The sequence below is a fragment of the Streptomyces sp. CB03238 genome (assembly GCF_002099185.1).
Classification (GTDB): domain Bacteria; phylum Actinomycetota; class Actinomycetes; order Streptomycetales; family Streptomycetaceae; genus Streptomyces.
The window spans coordinates 297,212-312,592 of record NZ_NBCN01000006.1 but is presented as its reverse complement, the minus strand read 5'-3'; the positions used below and the strand labels follow the sequence as shown (position 1 = coordinate 312,592).

The 15,381-nt window shown below is 69.9% G+C and carries 15 protein-coding genes; 13 read left to right on the top strand and 2 right to left on the bottom strand.

Annotated features, from left to right (window positions below; translation table 11 throughout):
• The first annotated feature begins 82 nt into the window (after positions 1-82).
• A complete protein-coding gene (locus tag BKD26_RS12815) occupies positions 83-1,375 on the top strand; it encodes a geranylgeranyl reductase family protein (RefSeq protein WP_084897943.1) in 1,293 nt (430 codons plus the stop codon).
• A gap of 11 nt (positions 1,376-1,386) precedes the next feature.
• On the opposite strand, the gene BKD26_RS12810 is transcribed toward BKD26_RS12815, so the two are convergent.
• On the bottom strand, positions 1,387-1,710 hold the full coding sequence (locus tag BKD26_RS12810; protein ID WP_084897942.1) for a hypothetical protein: 324 nt from the start codon (positions 1,708-1,710) through the stop codon (positions 1,387-1,389).
• Positions 1,711-1,836: 126 nt separating this feature from the next.
• Here BKD26_RS12810 and BKD26_RS12805 point away from each other — a divergent pair, with 126 nt between their 5' ends.
• Positions 1,837-3,123, top strand: coding sequence for a benzoate/H(+) symporter BenE family transporter (locus BKD26_RS12805; protein WP_084897941.1), 1,287 nt, complete (start codon positions 1,837-1,839; stop codon positions 3,121-3,123).
• Here the strand turns inward: BKD26_RS12805 and BKD26_RS12800 are convergent.
• On the bottom strand, positions 3,087-3,926 hold the full coding sequence (locus BKD26_RS12800; protein WP_084897940.1) for a C40 family peptidase: 840 nt from the start codon (positions 3,924-3,926) through the stop codon (positions 3,087-3,089). The two genes, BKD26_RS12805 and BKD26_RS12800, sit on opposite strands and share 37 nt — an antisense overlap.
• Positions 3,927-4,618: 692 nt before the next feature.
• Here BKD26_RS12800 and BKD26_RS12795 point away from each other — a divergent pair.
• The 11 genes from BKD26_RS12795 to nuoK are packed head-to-tail and all read left to right on the top strand — an operon-like array spanning position 4,619 to position 15,374.
• Positions 4,619-4,978, top strand: a complete 360-nt coding sequence (locus tag BKD26_RS12795; RefSeq protein WP_003956195.1) for an NADH-quinone oxidoreductase subunit A — start codon at positions 4,619-4,621, stop codon at positions 4,976-4,978.
• A 17-nt stretch (positions 4,979-4,995) separates the two neighbouring features.
• Positions 4,996-5,550, top strand: a complete 555-nt coding sequence (locus tag BKD26_RS12790; protein ID WP_073753330.1) for an NADH-quinone oxidoreductase subunit B — start codon at positions 4,996-4,998, stop codon at positions 5,548-5,550.
• On the top strand, positions 5,547-6,275 hold the full coding sequence (locus BKD26_RS12785; RefSeq protein ID WP_084897939.1) for an NADH-quinone oxidoreductase subunit C: 729 nt from the start codon (positions 5,547-5,549) through the stop codon (positions 6,273-6,275). Before BKD26_RS12790 ends, BKD26_RS12785 begins: the two co-directional genes overlap by 4 nt.
• Positions 6,272-7,594, top strand: a complete 1,323-nt coding sequence (locus tag BKD26_RS12780) for an NADH-quinone oxidoreductase subunit D (protein WP_084897938.1) — start codon at positions 6,272-6,274, stop codon at positions 7,592-7,594. Before BKD26_RS12785 ends, BKD26_RS12780 begins: the two co-directional genes overlap by 4 nt.
• Positions 7,595-7,614: 20 nt before the next feature.
• The gene (gene nuoE / locus BKD26_RS12775) at positions 7,615-8,430 is read left to right on the top strand and encodes an NADH-quinone oxidoreductase subunit NuoE (RefSeq protein ID WP_107417832.1); all 816 of its coding nucleotides are present in this window, start codon (positions 7,615-7,617) and stop codon (positions 8,428-8,430) included.
• Positions 8,430-9,773 carry an NADH-quinone oxidoreductase subunit NuoF gene (gene nuoF / locus BKD26_RS12770; RefSeq protein ID WP_084897936.1) on the top strand — a complete coding sequence of 448 codons (1,344 nt, stop codon included), beginning with the start codon at positions 8,430-8,432 and terminating at the stop codon, positions 9,771-9,773. The genes nuoE and nuoF overlap by 1 nt, the downstream gene beginning before the upstream one ends.
• Positions 9,770-12,268, top strand: a complete 2,499-nt coding sequence (locus BKD26_RS12765; RefSeq protein WP_084897935.1) for an NADH-quinone oxidoreductase subunit G — start codon at positions 9,770-9,772, stop codon at positions 12,266-12,268. Before nuoF ends, BKD26_RS12765 begins: the two co-directional genes overlap by 4 nt.
• Positions 12,265-13,623 carry an NADH-quinone oxidoreductase subunit NuoH gene (gene nuoH / locus BKD26_RS12760; protein ID WP_084897934.1) on the top strand — a complete coding sequence of 453 codons (1,359 nt, stop codon included), beginning with the start codon at positions 12,265-12,267 and terminating at the stop codon, positions 13,621-13,623. Before BKD26_RS12765 ends, nuoH begins: the two co-directional genes overlap by 4 nt.
• Positions 13,616-14,239, top strand: a complete 624-nt coding sequence (gene nuoI, locus BKD26_RS12755; RefSeq protein WP_084897933.1) for an NADH-quinone oxidoreductase subunit NuoI — start codon at positions 13,616-13,618, stop codon at positions 14,237-14,239. The genes nuoH and nuoI overlap by 8 nt, the downstream gene beginning before the upstream one ends.
• Positions 14,236-15,078 (top strand): NADH-quinone oxidoreductase subunit J, encoded by an 843-nt coding sequence (locus BKD26_RS12750; protein WP_084897932.1) that lies wholly within the window; start codon positions 14,236-14,238, stop codon positions 15,076-15,078. Before nuoI ends, BKD26_RS12750 begins: the two co-directional genes overlap by 4 nt.
• Entirely contained in the window at positions 15,075-15,374 is a 300-nt protein-coding gene (nuoK, locus tag BKD26_RS12745) for an NADH-quinone oxidoreductase subunit NuoK (protein WP_064070011.1), read from the top strand. The genes BKD26_RS12750 and nuoK overlap by 4 nt, the downstream gene beginning before the upstream one ends.
• Positions 15,375-15,381 lie beyond the last annotated feature (7 nt).

Here is a 15,381-nt window from a genome sequence, read left to right as displayed (position 1 = left end):
GTCGGTGATCGGTACGTCCCCATAGACTGCACACGTCCTGTGCCGTCCGGTACGCAATTTCGAGTATTCGGGAGACCCCGCCGTGACCGAGCAGCAGCCCCTCTCCGAACACACCGCGGATGTGATCGTCGTCGGGGCCGGTCCGGCCGGTTCGACGACCGCGTACCACCTCGCCAAGGCCGGCCTGGACGTCCTGCTCCTGGAGAAGACCGCGTTCCCGCGCGAGAAGGTCTGCGGTGACGGCCTCACCCCCCGCGCCACCAAGCAGCTCGTGGCGATGGGCATCGACATCTCCGAAGAGGCGGGCTGGCTGCGCAACAAGGGGCTGCGCATCATCGGTGGCGGGGTCCGCCTCCAGCTCGACTGGCCGGAGCTCGCCTCGTACCCGGACTACGGACTGGTCCGCAAGCGCGACGACTTCGACGAGCAGCTCGCCCGCCAGGCGCAGAAGGCGGGGGCGCGGCTGTACGAGCGGTGCAACGTCGGCGCCCCGATCGTCGACGACCGCACCGGCCGGATCACCGGCGTGCACGCCAAGCTGGGCGAGGACAAGACGCCGGTCACCTTCCACGCGCCGCTCGTCGTCGCCGCCGACGGCAACTCCACGCGCCTGTCCCTCGCCATGGGCCTGCACCGGCGCGAGGATCGGCCGATGGGCGTCGCGGTCCGCACGTACTTCACCTCTCCCCGCCACGAGGACGACTACCTGGAGTCCTGGCTGGAGCTGTGGGACCGGCGCGGACCGGGCGAGGACCGGCTGCTGCCCGGCTACGGCTGGATCTTCGGCATGGGCGACGGCACGTCCAACGTCGGCCTCGGCGTCCTCAACACCTCCGACTCCTTCAAGGAGCTGGACTGGCGCGAGGTGCTGAAGGCCTGGTGCGCCTCCATGCCGGAGGACTGGGGGTACGTCCCCGAGAACATGACCGGCCCGATCCGCGGCGCCGCCCTGCCCATGGCCTTCAACCGCCAGCCGCACTACACGCGCGGCCTGCTGCTGGTCGGTGACGCGGGCGGCCTGGTCAACCCGTTCAACGGCGAGGGCATCGCGTACGCCATGGAGTCCGGGCAGATCGCCGCCGACGTCATCGTCCAGGCCCACGCCCGCCGGACCCCGGCGCAGCGCGAACTGGCGCTGCACCGCTACCCGAAGATCCTCAAGGACACCTACGGCGGCTACTACACGCTGGGCCGCGCGTTCGTGAAGCTGATCGGCAACCCGAAGGTCATGAAGATCGCGACCCAGCGCGGCCTGACCCACCCGCTGCTGATGAAGTTCACGCTGAAGATGCTGGCGAACCTGACCGACCCGACGGGCGGCGACGCGATGGACCGCATCATCAACGGCCTGTCGAAGGTCGCCCCGCGTTCGTGATCTGAGCCGGGCTATGAGCCCAGGGGGAACTTCAGTGGCGTCTGCAGCGGCACATACGGACTGAACCCTTGCCCGACCGGAATGGACAGATCCGCTCCGCCGCACTGGTTCATCGGGCTTCCGACGGGGAGTCCGGCGATGTTGCCTCCGGCGCCGCCTCCCGCGTTGGTGGCGGCGCCCTGGGCGTGGGGGCCGCCGCTGTTGGCGCAGAGGGTGCCGAACGCAGGGGAGAGGAAGTCTCCGATACCGCCCGCGGTGGCCGTTCCCGCGGTGGTGGCCAAGGTGGCGATGGTCAGTGCGGCCAGGACGCCGGCGCGGCGTGCTGTGGGGTGCATGGATCCTCCTGGAGGCTTGGAGGCTTGGGGGCGCTGGGGTAACGACAAGCGTGTTCGGCGGTTACGGGGCGCCCGCTTGGTGGACGCGTTCCGTGGGCGCTGATCCGGGTACGGCACGATGAGCGCATGATCCGAGAAGCCCGTGGACCGATACGCACTGGTGGAGCCCTGCCCCTGACGGCGGTGACCGCCGGGACGGTCGCCATGGTGGTCTCGTACGCGGGGCCGCTCGCCCTCGTCCTGGCCGCCGCGTCGGCCGCCGGGTTGTCGGAGGCGCAGGCGTCGTCCTGGGTGTGGGCCGTGTCGATCGGCGCGGGCGTCACCTGCGTGGGCTTGAGCTGGTGGAGCCGCGCCCCGGTCATCACCGCGTTCTCCACGCCCGGCGCGGCGATCCTGGTCACCGCCCTGCCCCAGCACGGCTACGCCGAGGCCGTCGGCGCGTTCCTGGCGGCGGGCGTCGCGGCCACGGCGCTCACGGCGACCGGGGTGTTCGCGCGGGTGATGGCCCGCATCCCGGCGGGCGTGGTCGCGGCGATGCTCGCCGGGACGCTGTTCTCCTTCGGCACGGCCGTCTTCACCTCGCTGCGTACCGCTCCGCTGCTGGCCGGCGCGATGCTGCTGGCGTATCTGCTGGCGCGGCGCCTGGCACCGACGTACGCGGTGGTGTGGGCGCTCGTGGCCGGGCTGGCGGTGGCGGGGGTGACCGGGGGCCTGCGGGTCGATCTGCCCGGATTGGGGTTGGCTGTCCCCCATTTCACACTGCCTCAGTTCTCGGTCGGGGCGCTCGTCGGGATCGGCGTACCGCTGCTGGTGGCGACCCTGGCGGGGCAGTACGCGCCGGGCATCGCGGTGCTGAACGCCGCCGGGTACCGGCCGGACAGCCGGGTGGTGTGCGGGACGACGGGTCTGGTGTCGGTGCTGCTGGCGCCGTTCGGGTCGCACGCGGTCAACCCGGCGGCCATCACGGCGGCCATCTGCACCGGGCCGGACGCGCACCGGGACCCGGCCAAGCGCTGGATCGCCGGGGTGGCGTGCGGGGTGGGGTACCTGGTGGTCGGCTGCTTCGGCGCCACGCTGGTCGCGCTGTTCACCGGACTGCCGAAGGCGCTGGTCGCCACGCTCGCCGGGGTGGCGCTGCTCGGCTCGATCGCGGGCAGCCTGGCGCGTACGGTCGCCGACGAACGCGACCGGGAGGCCTCCGTCATCACGTTCCTGGCGACCGCGTCGGGCGTGACGATCGCCGGGATCGGCTCGCCGTTCTGGGGCCTGCTCGCGGGCGTCGCCGCGCATGTCCTGCTGGGCGGGCGGACGCCGAAGGGCCGTCGCTCCCTCCCCGAGCGGGGGAGCGACGGCCCTTCGAGCCGTGTGCGTACGCCTCAGAGCACGCGGACCGCGCCCGACGGCATGTCGTAGTCGAGGGAGCGCTCGACGACACCCGTGCTGGGGTTCTGCGCGCCGACGAACATGCCGCCGCCCACGTAGATCGCCACGTGGTACGAGTTGCTCCGGCTGCCCCAGTAGAGGATGTCGCCCGGCTGGAGGTTGTCCAGCGAGACGGAGGTGCCGCGGCTGGACTGGTCGCCGGAGACGCGCGGGAGCTCGATGCCGGCCTGGCGGTAGGCGGCCTGGACGAGCCCGGAGCAGTCCCAGGAGTTGGGGCCGGTGCTGCCCATGACGTACGCGTCGCCGACCTGGGCGCGGGCGAAGGCCACGATCGCCGCGGCGGACCCGGTCGCCTGGGAGGAGTCGTAGGAGGAGCCGCCGCCGTCGTTGTCGTCGGAGGAGCCGACGGACGCGGACAGCGTGGTGCGCTCGGAGGAGCGGGAGGCACGCTCGGCGGCCTCGGCCTTCGCCTCGGCCTTGCGCCGGGCCTCCTCGGCCTCCGCCTTGCGCTCCGCCTCGGCCTTGGCCTTCTTGGCCTCCTTCGCGGCCTTGGCGGCCGCGGCGTCCTCCTGAGCCTGCAGCTCCTCGTCGAGAGCCACCTGCTGGGTCGCCTCGGCGGAGGCGGCGACGGCGCTCGACAGGTCCGCGGACAGGTCCGCGTTGAGGGTGGGCATCTCGATGGTCTCGGTCACCGGCTCGGCATTCGCCGGCCCGGCAGCACCGGCCACCGCGATGGTGCTGAGGACGCCACCGGCAACTCCGGCTCGCAGCGAGAGCTTCGAAGCGCTGCGGCGGGGCTTCCGGTGGCTGGGTATGTGAGCGGTGTGGGACATGAGTACAACCGCTATCAGGGCTTCACGGTTCCCTTCAAGAAACGTGTGTTGCGCCACAGTTGCGCGCGGATTGGGTGAATCCGCTTCCGTGTGCCCCTTATTGACGCCGTAACGGACATTGTGGACTGTGGTGATCACGGCCGTGATCATGGGTTTTCCGTGAAACGCCCGAATTGCCGCGCGCTTACCACTCCTTCACTCCGGTGGCCAAGCCCGCTTTCGCCGGCCCGGTGGCGGCGTGACGCAGGTCACAGAATGGTCACCGTCGCGGATGCCCGGAAGATCGTGAAAGCGCGCACGTGTCCACTTCGGTCCTGGCGGGCCCCTCGGGCGAGTGAAGCGGGGCTCTCTATCACCCGAGTGAGTCCGGGGCGAATTTGCCTGTAGTGACCACCCCTTGATAGGGCGCAGCCCGTCTGACCAGCCGCAACCTCCTGGAATGTCACGGGTTGTAAGTGTCCGACCACACGCCGTATGAAAATCACTCCGCCCCGGAATTCGTGATCCTTCGTCGGGTGGTGGAGATCACAAAGGCGTTGCTGTACCCCGTGTCGCAGATCACAGATCGACGGGCATAGGATGCGAAGCAGTCGGGCTTGTGAACTGCCTCACATGTACACGATCTTCGCGAGGCGGCGAGACGGTGCCCGGTGCGGTCCATCGGTCAAGGACGACTGGAAGGAGCGAGGAGCGTGAATGCCTACGCGCCCATCCTCGTGCTCGGCGCCCTCGGGGCAGGGTTTGCGATCTTCTCCGTGGTCATGGCCACGCTTATCGGCCCAAAGAGGTACAACCGGGCGAAGCTTGAGGCATACGAGTGCGGTATCGAGCCGACGCCCACTCCGGCCGGAGGGGGCCGCTTCCCCATCAAGTACTACCTGACGGCGATGCTCTTCATCGTCTTCGACATCGAGATCGTCTTCCTCTACCCCTGGGCCGTCAGCTTCGACGCCCTGGGGCTTTTCGGGCTCGTGGAGATGCTGCTCTTCGTGCTCACCGTCTTCGTCGCCTACGCGTATGTATGGCGGCGCGGCGGCCTGGAATGGGACTGAGGGGCTGAGGGGCACCAATGGGACTCGAAGAGAAGCTGCCGAGCGGTTTTCTGCTGACGACCGTCGAACAGGCCGCGGGCTGGGTGCGCAAGGCGTCCGTCTTCCCCGCGACCTTCGGCCTCGCCTGCTGCGCCATCGAGATGATGACGACCGGCGCCGGGCGGTACGACCTGGCGCGCTTCGGTATGGAGGTCTTCCGCGGCTCACCGCGCCAGGCCGACCTGATGATCGTGGCGGGCCGGGTGAGCCAGAAGATGGCGCCCGTCCTGCGCCAGGTCTACGACCAGATGCCCAACCCCAAGTGGGTGATCTCGATGGGGGTTTGCGCCTCGTCGGGTGGGATGTTCAACAATTACGCGATTGTGCAGGGCGTCGACCACATTGTTCCCGTTGACATCTATTTGCCGGGCTGCCCGCCGCGTCCGGAGATGCTGATGGACGCGATCCTCAAGCTCCACCAGAAGATCCAGAGCTCCAAGCTCGGCGTCAACGCCCAGGAAGCGGCCCGCGAGGCGGAACAGGCCGCGCTCAAGGCGCTGCCCACGATCGAGATGAAGGGGCTGCTGAGGTGACCGATCAGCCGAATCCCGAGAAGGACCTCAGCGCGCAGAACCTGCCCGGGCAGCGCGGTGACAGCGGCGAGGAGGTGCGCGTCCAGCGCGGCATGTTCGGCGCGAACAACGGCGGCGACACCTCCGGCTACGGCGGCCTGGTCCGCTCCGTACGCCTGCCGGGGCCGGCCACCCGTCCGTACGGTGGCTGGTTCGACGAGGTCGCCGACGAGCTCGAAGGCGCCCTGGAGGAGCAGGGGCTCGTCCCCGAGAACGCCATCGAGAAGACGGTCGTCGACCGCGGCGAGCTGACCTTCCACATCGCCCGCGAGCACCTCGTGCGCGTCGCCCGCACCCTGCGCGACGACCCGGCCCTGCGCTTCGAGCTGTGTACGGGCGTCAGCGGCGTCCACTACCTGGGCGACAAGGGACGCGAGCTGCACGCGGTGTACCACCTGCGCTCGCTCACCCACGGCCGGCTGATCCGGCTGGAGGTCTCCGCCCCGGACACCGACCCGCACGTCCCGTCGCTCGTCGCGGTCTACCCGACCAACGACTGGCACGAGCGCGAGACGTACGACTTCTTCGGCCTGATCTTCGACGGCCACCCCGCCCTGACCCGGATCATGATGCCGGACGACTGGCAGGGCTACCCGCAGCGCAAGGACTACCCCCTCGGCGGCATCCCCGTCGAGTACAAGGGCGCCCAGATCCCGGCTCCGGACCAGCGGAGGTCGTACTCGTGACCACTCCATCTGCCAGCGCCCGCGAGACCACCGAGGGCACCGTCTACACGGTCACCGGCGGCGACTGGGACGAGGTCGTCCAGTCCGCGGCCAAGGCCGACGACGAGCGGATCGTCGTCAACATGGGTCCCCAGCACCCGTCCACCCACGGCGTGCTCCGGCTCATCCTGGAGATCGACGGCGAGACCGTCACCGAGGCCCGCTGCGGCATCGGCTACCTCCACACCGGCATCGAGAAGAACCTCGAATACCGGACCTGGACGCAGGGCACCACCTTCGTCACGCGCATGGATTACCTGACGCCGTTCTTCAACGAGGCGGCGTACTGCCTGGGCGTGGAGAAGCTCCTCGGCATCGAGGACCAGATCCCCGACCGGGCCACGGTCATCCGCGTCCTGCTGATGGAGCTCAACCGGCTCTCCTCCCACCTGGTGTGCATCGCCACCGGCGGCATGGAGCTGGGCGCCACCACGATCATGATCTACGGCTTCCGGGACCGCGAGATGATCCTGGACCTGTACGAACTGATCACCGGGCTGCGGATGAACCACGCGTTCATCCGCCCCGGCGGCCTCGCCCAGGACCTGCCGCCCGGCGCCATCGACCAGCTTCGCGAGTTCGTGAAGACGATGAAGAAGAACCTGCCGGAGTACGACAAGCTCGCCACCGGCAACCCCATCTTCAAGGCCCGCATGCAGGACATCGGCTACCTGGACCTGGCCGGCTGCATGGCCCTCGGCGCCACCGGCCCCATCCTGCGCTCCGCCGGCCTCCCGCACGACCTGCGCAAGACCGACCCGTACTGCGGCTACGAGACGTACGACTTCGACGTCCCGACCGCCGACACCTGCGACGCCTACGGCCGCTTCCTCATCCGGCTGGAGGAGATGCGCCAGTCGCTGCGGATCGTCGAGCAGTGCCTGGAGCGGCTGGCACCGGGCCCGGTGATGGTCGCCGACAAGAAGATCGCCTGGCCCGCGCAGCTGGCCCTCGGCCCGGACGGGCTCGGCAACTCCCTCGACCACATCAAGAAGATCATGGGCACCTCCATGGAGGCCCTGATCCACCACTTCAAGCTGGTGACGGAGGGCTTCCGGGTGCCGCCCGGCCAGACCTACACGGCGGTCGAGTCGCCCAAGGGCGAGCTGGGTGTCCATGTCGTGAGCGACGGCGGCACCCGCCCCTACCGGGTCCACTTCCGCGACCCGTCGTTCACCAACCTCCAGGCCATGGCGGCGATGTGCGAGGGCGGCCAGGTCGCCGACGTCATCGTCGCCGTCGCGTCCATCGACCCCGTGATGGGAGGCGTCGACCGGTAATGACAGACGTCAGCTTGGGGATGCCGCAGCTCCCCGCCCCCGATTACCCGGCCGATGTGCGCGCCCGGCTCGAAGCCGACGCCCGGGAGGTCATCGCCCGCTACCCCGACAGCCGGTCCGCGCTGCTGCCGCTGCTCCACCTGGTGCAGTCGGAGGAGGGGTACGTGACCCGGACCGGCATGCGGTTCTGCGCCGACATGCTGGGCCTCACCACCGCCGAGGTCACCGCCGTCGCGACCTTCTACACCATGTACCGGCGCAAGCCGAGCGGCGACTACCAGGTCGGGGTGTGCACCAACACCCTGTGCGCGGTCATGGGCGGCGACGCGATCTTCGAGGAGCTCCAGGAGCACCTCGGTGTCGGCAACAACGAGACGACGCCGGACGGCAAGGTCACCCTCGAACACATCGAGTGCAACGCGGCCTGCGACTTCGCGCCCGTGGTGATGGTCAACTGGGAGTTCTTCGACAACCAGACGCCCGAGTCCGCCAAGCGCCTCGTCGACGACCTGCGCGCGGGCCGCCCTGTCGAGCCGACCCGCGGCGCGCCCCTGTGCACGTACAAGGAGACCGCCCGCATCCTGGCCGGCTTCCCCGACGAGCGCCCCGGCGCGGTCGAGGCGACCGGCGGCGCAGGGCCCGCCTCCCTGATCGGCCTGAAGCTCGCCAAGGGCGAGGCCGTGCCGGGCGCCCGTGTGGTCCACCCGCGCGGTGAGGCTCCGCAGGACGAGCCCACACCCGGCTCGGGGCATCTCAGCTCGCACGACGCGCCGCAGCCGACGTCGGCCTCGGACCCCGAGCACCCGTCCGGCCCGGTCACCGAGGAGGGGGAGTGATGACGTTGGCACCCGAGATGACCAGCCCGGAGAAGCTGCTCGCACCGGTCCTGTCCGCGTTCTGGGACCAGCCGAACTCCTGGACGCTGGAGACCTACAAGCGGCACGAGGGGTACGAGGGGCTGAAGAAGGCCCTCGCCATGACGCCCGACGACCTCATCGCGTACGTCAAGGACTCCGGTCTGCGCGGCCGAGGCGGCGCGGGCTTCCCCACCGGGATGAAGTGGCAGTTCATCCCCCAGGGCGACGGCAAGCCGCACTATCTTGTTGTCAACGCCGACGAGTCGGAGCCCGGGACCTGCAAGGACATCCCGCTCCTCTTCGCCAACCCGCATTCCCTCATCGAGGGGATCGTGATCGCGTGCTACGCGATCAGGTCGAACCACGCCTTCATCTATCTGCGCGGCGAAGTCGTTCCCGTACTGCGCAGGCTGCACGAGGCCGTGCGTGAGGCGTACGCGGCGGGCTACCTCGGCACGGACATCCTCGGCAGCGGACTCGACCTCGAACTCACCGTGCACGCCGGCGCCGGCGCGTACATCTGCGGTGAGGAGACCGCGCTGCTCGACTCGCTCGAAGGCCGCCGCGGCCAGCCCCGGCTGCGTCCCCCCTTCCCCGCGGTCGCCGGTCTGTACGCGTGCCCCACTGTGGTGAACAACGTCGAGTCGATCGCCTCGGTTCCCGCGATCCTGAACCGGGGCAAGGACTGGTTCCGGTCGATGGGCAGTGAGAAGTCCCCCGGCTTCACGCTCTACTCGCTCAGCGGCCATGTCGCCTCGCCCGGCCAGTACGAGGCGCCGCTCGGCATCACCCTGCGGCAACTGCTCGACATGAGCGGCGGCATGCGGTCCGGCCACCGGCTGAAGTTCTGGACGCCCGGCGGCTCGTCGACCCCGATGTTCACCGACGAGCACCTCGACGTCCCCCTCGACTACGAGGGCGTCGGCGCGGCCGGCTCGATGCTCGGCACCAAGGCGCTGCAGTGCTTCGACGAGACGACGTGCGTGGTGCGGGCGGTCACCCGGTGGACCGAGTTCTACGCCCACGAGTCGTGCGGCAAGTGCACGCCCTGCCGTGAAGGAACGTACTGGCTGGTGCAGTTGCTGCGTGACATCGAGGCCGGCAAGGGCACGCTGAGCGACCTCGACAAGCTGAACGACATCGCCGACAACATCAACGGCAAGTCGTTCTGCGCCCTCGGTGACGGCGCCGCCTCGCCGATCTTCTCGTCGCTGACGTACTTCCGCGGGGAGTACGAGCAGCACATCACGGGCAAGGGCTGTCCCTTCGACCCGGCCAAGTCGACCGCCTGGGCGGACAACCACGTGGAGGTGACGGCGTGACCGTCATGGCATCCGGCCCCGCCGGGGGCGGCAGCGCGGCCGTCCCACCCGAGGACCTGGTCACTCTGACCATCGACGGGATCGAGATCTCCGTCCCCAAGGGGACGCTGGTCATCCGCGCCGCCGAACAGCTCGGCATCGAGATCCCCCGGTTCTGCGACCACCCGCTGCTCGACCCGGCCGGCGCCTGCCGGCAGTGCATCGTCGAGGTCGAGGGCCAGCGCAAACCGATGGCGTCCTGCACCATCACCTGCACCGACGGCATGGTCGTCAAGTCGCAGCTCACCTCGCCCGTCGCCGAGAAGGCCCAAGTGGGGGTGATGGAGCTGCTGCTCATCAACCACCCGCTGGACTGCCCGGTCTGCGACAAGGGCGGCGAGTGCCCGCTCCAGAACCAGGCCATGTCGCACGGCCAGGCCGAGTCCCGCTTCGAGGGGAAGAAGCGGACGTTCGCCAAGCCGGTGCCGATCTCCACGCAGGTGCTGCTCGACCGTGAGCGGTGCGTGCTGTGCGCCCGCTGCACCCGGTTCTCCAACCAGGTCGCGGGCGACCCGATGATCGAGCTGCTCGAACGCGGCGCGCTCCAGCAGGTCGGTACGGGGGAGGGTGACCCGTTCGAGTCGTACTTCTCCGGCAACACCATCCAGATCTGCCCGGTCGGCGCGCTGACGTCGGCGGCGTACCGGTTCCGCTCCCGTCCCTTCGACCTGGTGTCGTCGCCGAGCGTGTGCGAGCACTGCGCGGGCGGCTGCGCCACACGGACCGACCACCGGCGCGGCAAGGTGATGCGGCGGCTCGCGATGAACGACCCGGAGGTCAACGAGGAGTGGCTGTGCGACAAGGGACGGTTCGCGTTCCGGTACGCGCAGCAGCGTGACCGGCTCACGACACCGCTGGTGCGCAGCTCCGAGACGGGCGAGCTGGAGCCGGCGTCCTGGCCGGAGGCCCTGGAGGCGGCGGCACGCGGGCTGGTGAAGGGCCGCACGGGCGTCCTGACCGGCGGGCGGCTGACGGTGGAGGACGCGTACGCGTACGCCAAGTTCGCCCGGGTCGCCCTGGACACCAACGACATCGACTTCCGGGCCCGGGTGCACAGCAGCGAGGAGGCCGACTTCCTGGCCGCCCGGGTGGCGGGGCGGGGACGGGACCTGGACGGTGCCGGGGTCACGTACACCTCCCTGGAGAAGGCCCCGGCGGTGCTGCTCGTCGGGCTGGAGGCGGAGGAGGAGGCGCCGGGCGTCTTCCTGCGGCTGCGCAAGGCGTGGCGCAAGCGGGGCCAGCGGACGTACGCGCTGACCGCGTTCGCCACCCGGGGCCTTCAGAAGGCGGGCGGCACGCTGCTGCCGGCCGCGCCCGGGACGGAGGCCGAGTGGCTGGACGCGCTGGCCTCCGGGACGGGGCTGGACGCGGACGGGTCCGTGGCCGCGCAGGCGCTGCGGGAGCCCGGCGCGGTCATCGTGGTCGGTGAGCGGCTGGCGGGAGTGCCGGGCGCGCTGACCGCGGCTGTGCGCGCCGCGGCGGCGACGGGGGCGGAGCTGGTGTGGATCCCGCGCCGGGCCGGTGAGCGCGGCGCGGTGTGGGCGGGCGCGATCCCCTCGCTGCTGCCGGGCGGGCGGCCCGCGACCGATCCACGCGCGCGTGACGAGGTCGCCGCCGCCTGGGGCGTACGGGAGCTGCCGCACCGGTACGGGCGCGACACGGGCCAGATCGTGGAGGCCGCGGCCACCGGCGAGCTGGGCGCCCTGCTCGTCGCGGGCGTCGAGGTCGCCGACCTGCCGGATGTGGCACGCGCGCGTGAAGCCCTGGACGCGGCGTTCGTGGTGTCGCTGGAGCTGCGGCCCGGCGAGGTCACCGACCGGGCGGACGTGGTCCTGCCGGTGGCCGCGGTCGCCGAGAAGCCCGGCACCTTCCTCAACTGGGAGGGCAGGGTGCGGATGTTCGAGGCCGCGCTGAAGCCGGAGCACATGACGCGAACGCTCGCCCCGGCGGACGCGCGGGTGCTGCACATGCTGGCCGATGCCATGGACGTGCCTTTCGCCTTGCCGGACGTGAAGGCCGTACGCCGCGAGATGGACCGGCTCGGCGCGTGGGACGGGACACGGGCGGGCGACCCGGTGGAGACTGCCGTACCGCTGCCCCGCGCGGGCGAGGGCGAGGCGGTGCTGGCCGGCCACCGGATGCTGCTGGACCTGGGCCTCCTCCAGGAGGGCGACGAGGCCCTGGCGGGCACCCGCCACGCCTCGGTGGCCCGCCTGTCGGCGGCCACGGCCGCGGAGACGGGCGTCAAGGACGGCGACCCGCTGTCGGTGACCGGCCCGGCGGGCTCCGTCGAACTGCCGCTGAAGGTGACCGACATGCCCGACCGGGTGGTCTGGCTGCCGCTCAACTCCACCCCGGGCGGCGTCCTGTCGGCCATGGGCACGGCCCCCGGCCGGCTGGTCCGCCTTTCCCCGACGACCCCGAACTCCGCGGCCCCCACGGAGGTGGAGGCATGATCCCGTACACCCTGGCGGCGGAAGACCTGTCCATGTTCGGCCGCGACCCCTGGTGGCTCGTGGCGATCAAGGCGGTCTTCTGCTTCGCCTTCCTGATGATCACCGTGCTCTTCTCCATCGTGTGGGAGCGCAAGGTCGTCGCCTGGATGCAGCTGCGTATCGGCCCCAACCGGCACGGCCCCTGGGGCCTCCTCCAGTCCCTCGCGGACGGCATCAAACTGATGCTGAAGGAGGACGTGGTCGTCAAGCGGGCCGACAAGGTCGTCTACATCCTCGCCCCGATCGTCGCCGCCATCCCCGCGTTCATGGCGATCGCGGTGATCCCCTTCGGCCCGGCCGGCAACGAGGTGTCGATCTTCGGTCAGCGCACCACGATGCAGCTGACGGACCTGCCGATCGCGATGCTCTACATCCTCGCGGTCGCCTCCGTCGGCATCTACGGCATCGTGCTGGCCGGCTGGTCGTCCGGGTCGACGTACCCGCTCCTCGGCGGCCTGCGGTCGTGCGCGCAGATGATCAGTTACGAGATCGCGATGGGCGCCGCCTTCGCGTCCGTCTTCCTCTACTCCGGGTCCATGTCGACCTCGGCGATCGTCGAGGCACAGGCGGACCGCTGGTACATCATCCTGCTGCCGGTCTCCTTCATCATCTACATCGTCACGATGGTCGGAGAGACCAACCGCGCCCCGTTCGACATGCCCGAGTCCGAGGGCGACCTGGTCGGCGGATTCAACACCGAGTACAGCTCCATCAAGTTCGCGATGTTCATGCTCGCCGAGTACGTGAACATGGTGACCGTCTCGGCGGTGTCGGTGACGCTCTTCCTCGGCGGCTGGCGGGCCCCGTACCCGATCTCCGCCTTCTGGGAGGGCGCGAACCACGGCTGGTGGCCGATGCTCTGGTTCGTCGTCAAGGTCCAGCTGCTGCTGTTCTTCTTCATCTGGCTGCGCGGCACGCTGCCACGCGTCCGCTACGACCAGCTGATGAAGCTCGGCTGGAAGGTCCTCATTCCCGTCTCGGTCGTCTGGCTGATGCTGGTCGCCACCGTGCGGGCGCTGCGGAACGAGAACTACGACTTCCAGGAGATCGTGCTGTACGTCGCGGGCGCGGTCATCGCGGTGCTGCTGCTCTCCTTCGTCGTCGACATCTTCCGCGACAAGAAGGCCAAGCAGGAGGCGGAGGCGGCCGCTCCGCCCGCCGAGTTCGACCCGATGGCCGGCGGGTTCCCGGTACCGCCGCTGCCCGGTCAGACCCTGCCGCCGGTGCCCCGGCGACGGCCGCGCTCCGAGCGCGAGTTGATTGTCAGTGGTGGAAGCAATACTGACAGTGACGGAAAGGAGGTCGACGGTGTCTGACAGCAACTTCCAGAATCCGGTGGCCGGCTTCGGCGTGACCTTCAAGGCCATGTTCAAGAAGCGGCTGACCGAGCAGTACCCGGAGCAGCAGAAGACGACGGCGCCGCGCTTCCATGGCCGGCACCAGCTCAACCGGCACCCGGACGGCCTGGAGAAGTGCGTCGGCTGCGAGCTGTGCGCCTGGGCCTGCCCGGCCGACGCCATCTACGTGGAGGGCGCGGACAACACAGAAGAGGAGCGCTACTCGCCGGGTGAGCGGTACGGCCGCGTCTACCAGATCAACTACGCCCGCTGCATCCTGTGCGGACTGTGCATCGAGGCCTGCCCGACCCGGGCGCTGACGATGACGAACGAGTTCGAACTGGCCGACAGCTCCCGCGAGAACCTGATCTATACGAAGGAGCAGCTCCTCGCGGGCCTGGACGAGGGCATGGTCGACACGCCCCACGCCATCTTCCCGGGCATGACGGAGCAGGACTACTACCGGGGTCTGGTCACCGAGGCCGCGCCCGGCACGGTCCAGCAGGCGGACGTGAGCAAGGACCAGAAGCCGCAGGAGGGTGCCTCGGACTTCGGTGAGGGCGAGCCCGCCGCGAAGAAGGTGATCGGGGCATGAGCGCACTCGCCACCACGCTGGCCGCCTCCACCACGTCCACGGGTGAGGCCGTGCAGTTCTGGGTGCTCGGCACCATCGCCGTCGTCGGCGCGCTGGGCACGATCCTGATGAAGAAGGCGGTGCACAGTGCGCTGAGCCTGGCCGCGACGATGATCATCCTGGCGGTGTTCTACCTCGCCAACGGGGCGTACTTCCTGGGTGTCGTGCAGATCATCGTCTACACCGGCGCCATCATGATGCTCTTCCTCTTCGTCGTCATGCTCGTCGGCGTCACCGCCGCCGACTCGCTGAAGGAGACCATCAAGGGGCAGCGCTGGCTGGCCGCCGCCTGCGGGCTCGGCTTCGGCATCCTCCTCGTCGCCGGGCTGGGCAGGGCCTCGCTGGACACCTTCGACGGCCTCGGCACGGCGAACGCCGGGGGCAATGTGGAGGGCATCGCGGCGCTCCTGTTCACCACGTACGTCTTCGCCTTCGAGATCACCGGCGCGCTGCTGATCACCGCCGCCGTCGGCGCGATGGTGCTGACGCACCGCGAGCGCACCGAGCCGGCCCGTACCCAGCGGGAACTGTCCGAGCAGCGCGTACGGGAGGGCAAGCACCTGCCGCCGCTGCCCGCGCCCGGGGTCTACGCCCGGCACAACGCGGTGGACATCGCGGGCCTGCTGCCCGACGGCACGCCGTCCGAGCTCACCGTCAGCAAGACGCTGCGGGCGCGCGGCCAGATCCGCGATGTGTCGCGGCAGGCGCTGGAGGACCTCAAGGCGCTGGAGCAGCGCGCGGAGGAGCGCCTGGGGCGCGGCCACGAGGCCTCGGACCGTGAGGAGGAGAACGCGCAGTGAATCCGGTCAACTACCTGTACCTGGCCGCCCTGTTGTTCACGATCGGTGCGGCCGGGGTGCTGATCCGGCGGAACGCGATCGTGGTGTTCATGTGCGTCGAGCTGATGCTCAACGCCTGCAACCTCGCGCTCGTCGCCTTCTCCCGTATGCACGGCAATCTCGACGGCCAGATCATCGCCTTCTTCACGATGGTCGTCGCCGCCGCGGAGGTCGTGGTCGGGCTCGCGATCATCGTGTCGCTGTTCCGTTCCCGCCACTCGGCCTCGGTCGACGACGCCAGCCTGATGAAGCTGTAAGGGGTCG

Coding starts and splice junctions, on each gene's coding strand:
- BKD26_RS12810 (WP_084897942.1), bottom strand. CDS start 1,710: ATGCACCCCACAGCACGCCGCGCCGGCGTCCTGGCCGCACTGACCATC.
- nuoF (WP_084897936.1), top strand. CDS start 8,430: ATGACGTTGGCACCCGAGATGACCAGCCCGGAGAAGCTGCTCGCACCG.
- BKD26_RS12750 (WP_084897932.1), top strand. CDS start 14,236: ATGAGCGCACTCGCCACCACGCTGGCCGCCTCCACCACGTCCACGGGT.
- BKD26_RS12800 (WP_084897940.1), bottom strand. CDS start 3,926: ATGTCCCACACCGCTCACATACCCAGCCACCGGAAGCCCCGCCGCAGC.
- BKD26_RS12790 (WP_073753330.1), top strand. CDS start 4,996: ATGGGACTCGAAGAGAAGCTGCCGAGCGGTTTTCTGCTGACGACCGTC.
- nuoH (WP_084897934.1), top strand. CDS start 12,265: ATGATCCCGTACACCCTGGCGGCGGAAGACCTGTCCATGTTCGGCCGC.
- BKD26_RS12805 (WP_084897941.1), top strand. CDS start 1,837: ATGATCCGAGAAGCCCGTGGACCGATACGCACTGGTGGAGCCCTGCCC.
- nuoE (WP_107417832.1), top strand. CDS start 7,615: ATGCCGCAGCTCCCCGCCCCCGATTACCCGGCCGATGTGCGCGCCCGG.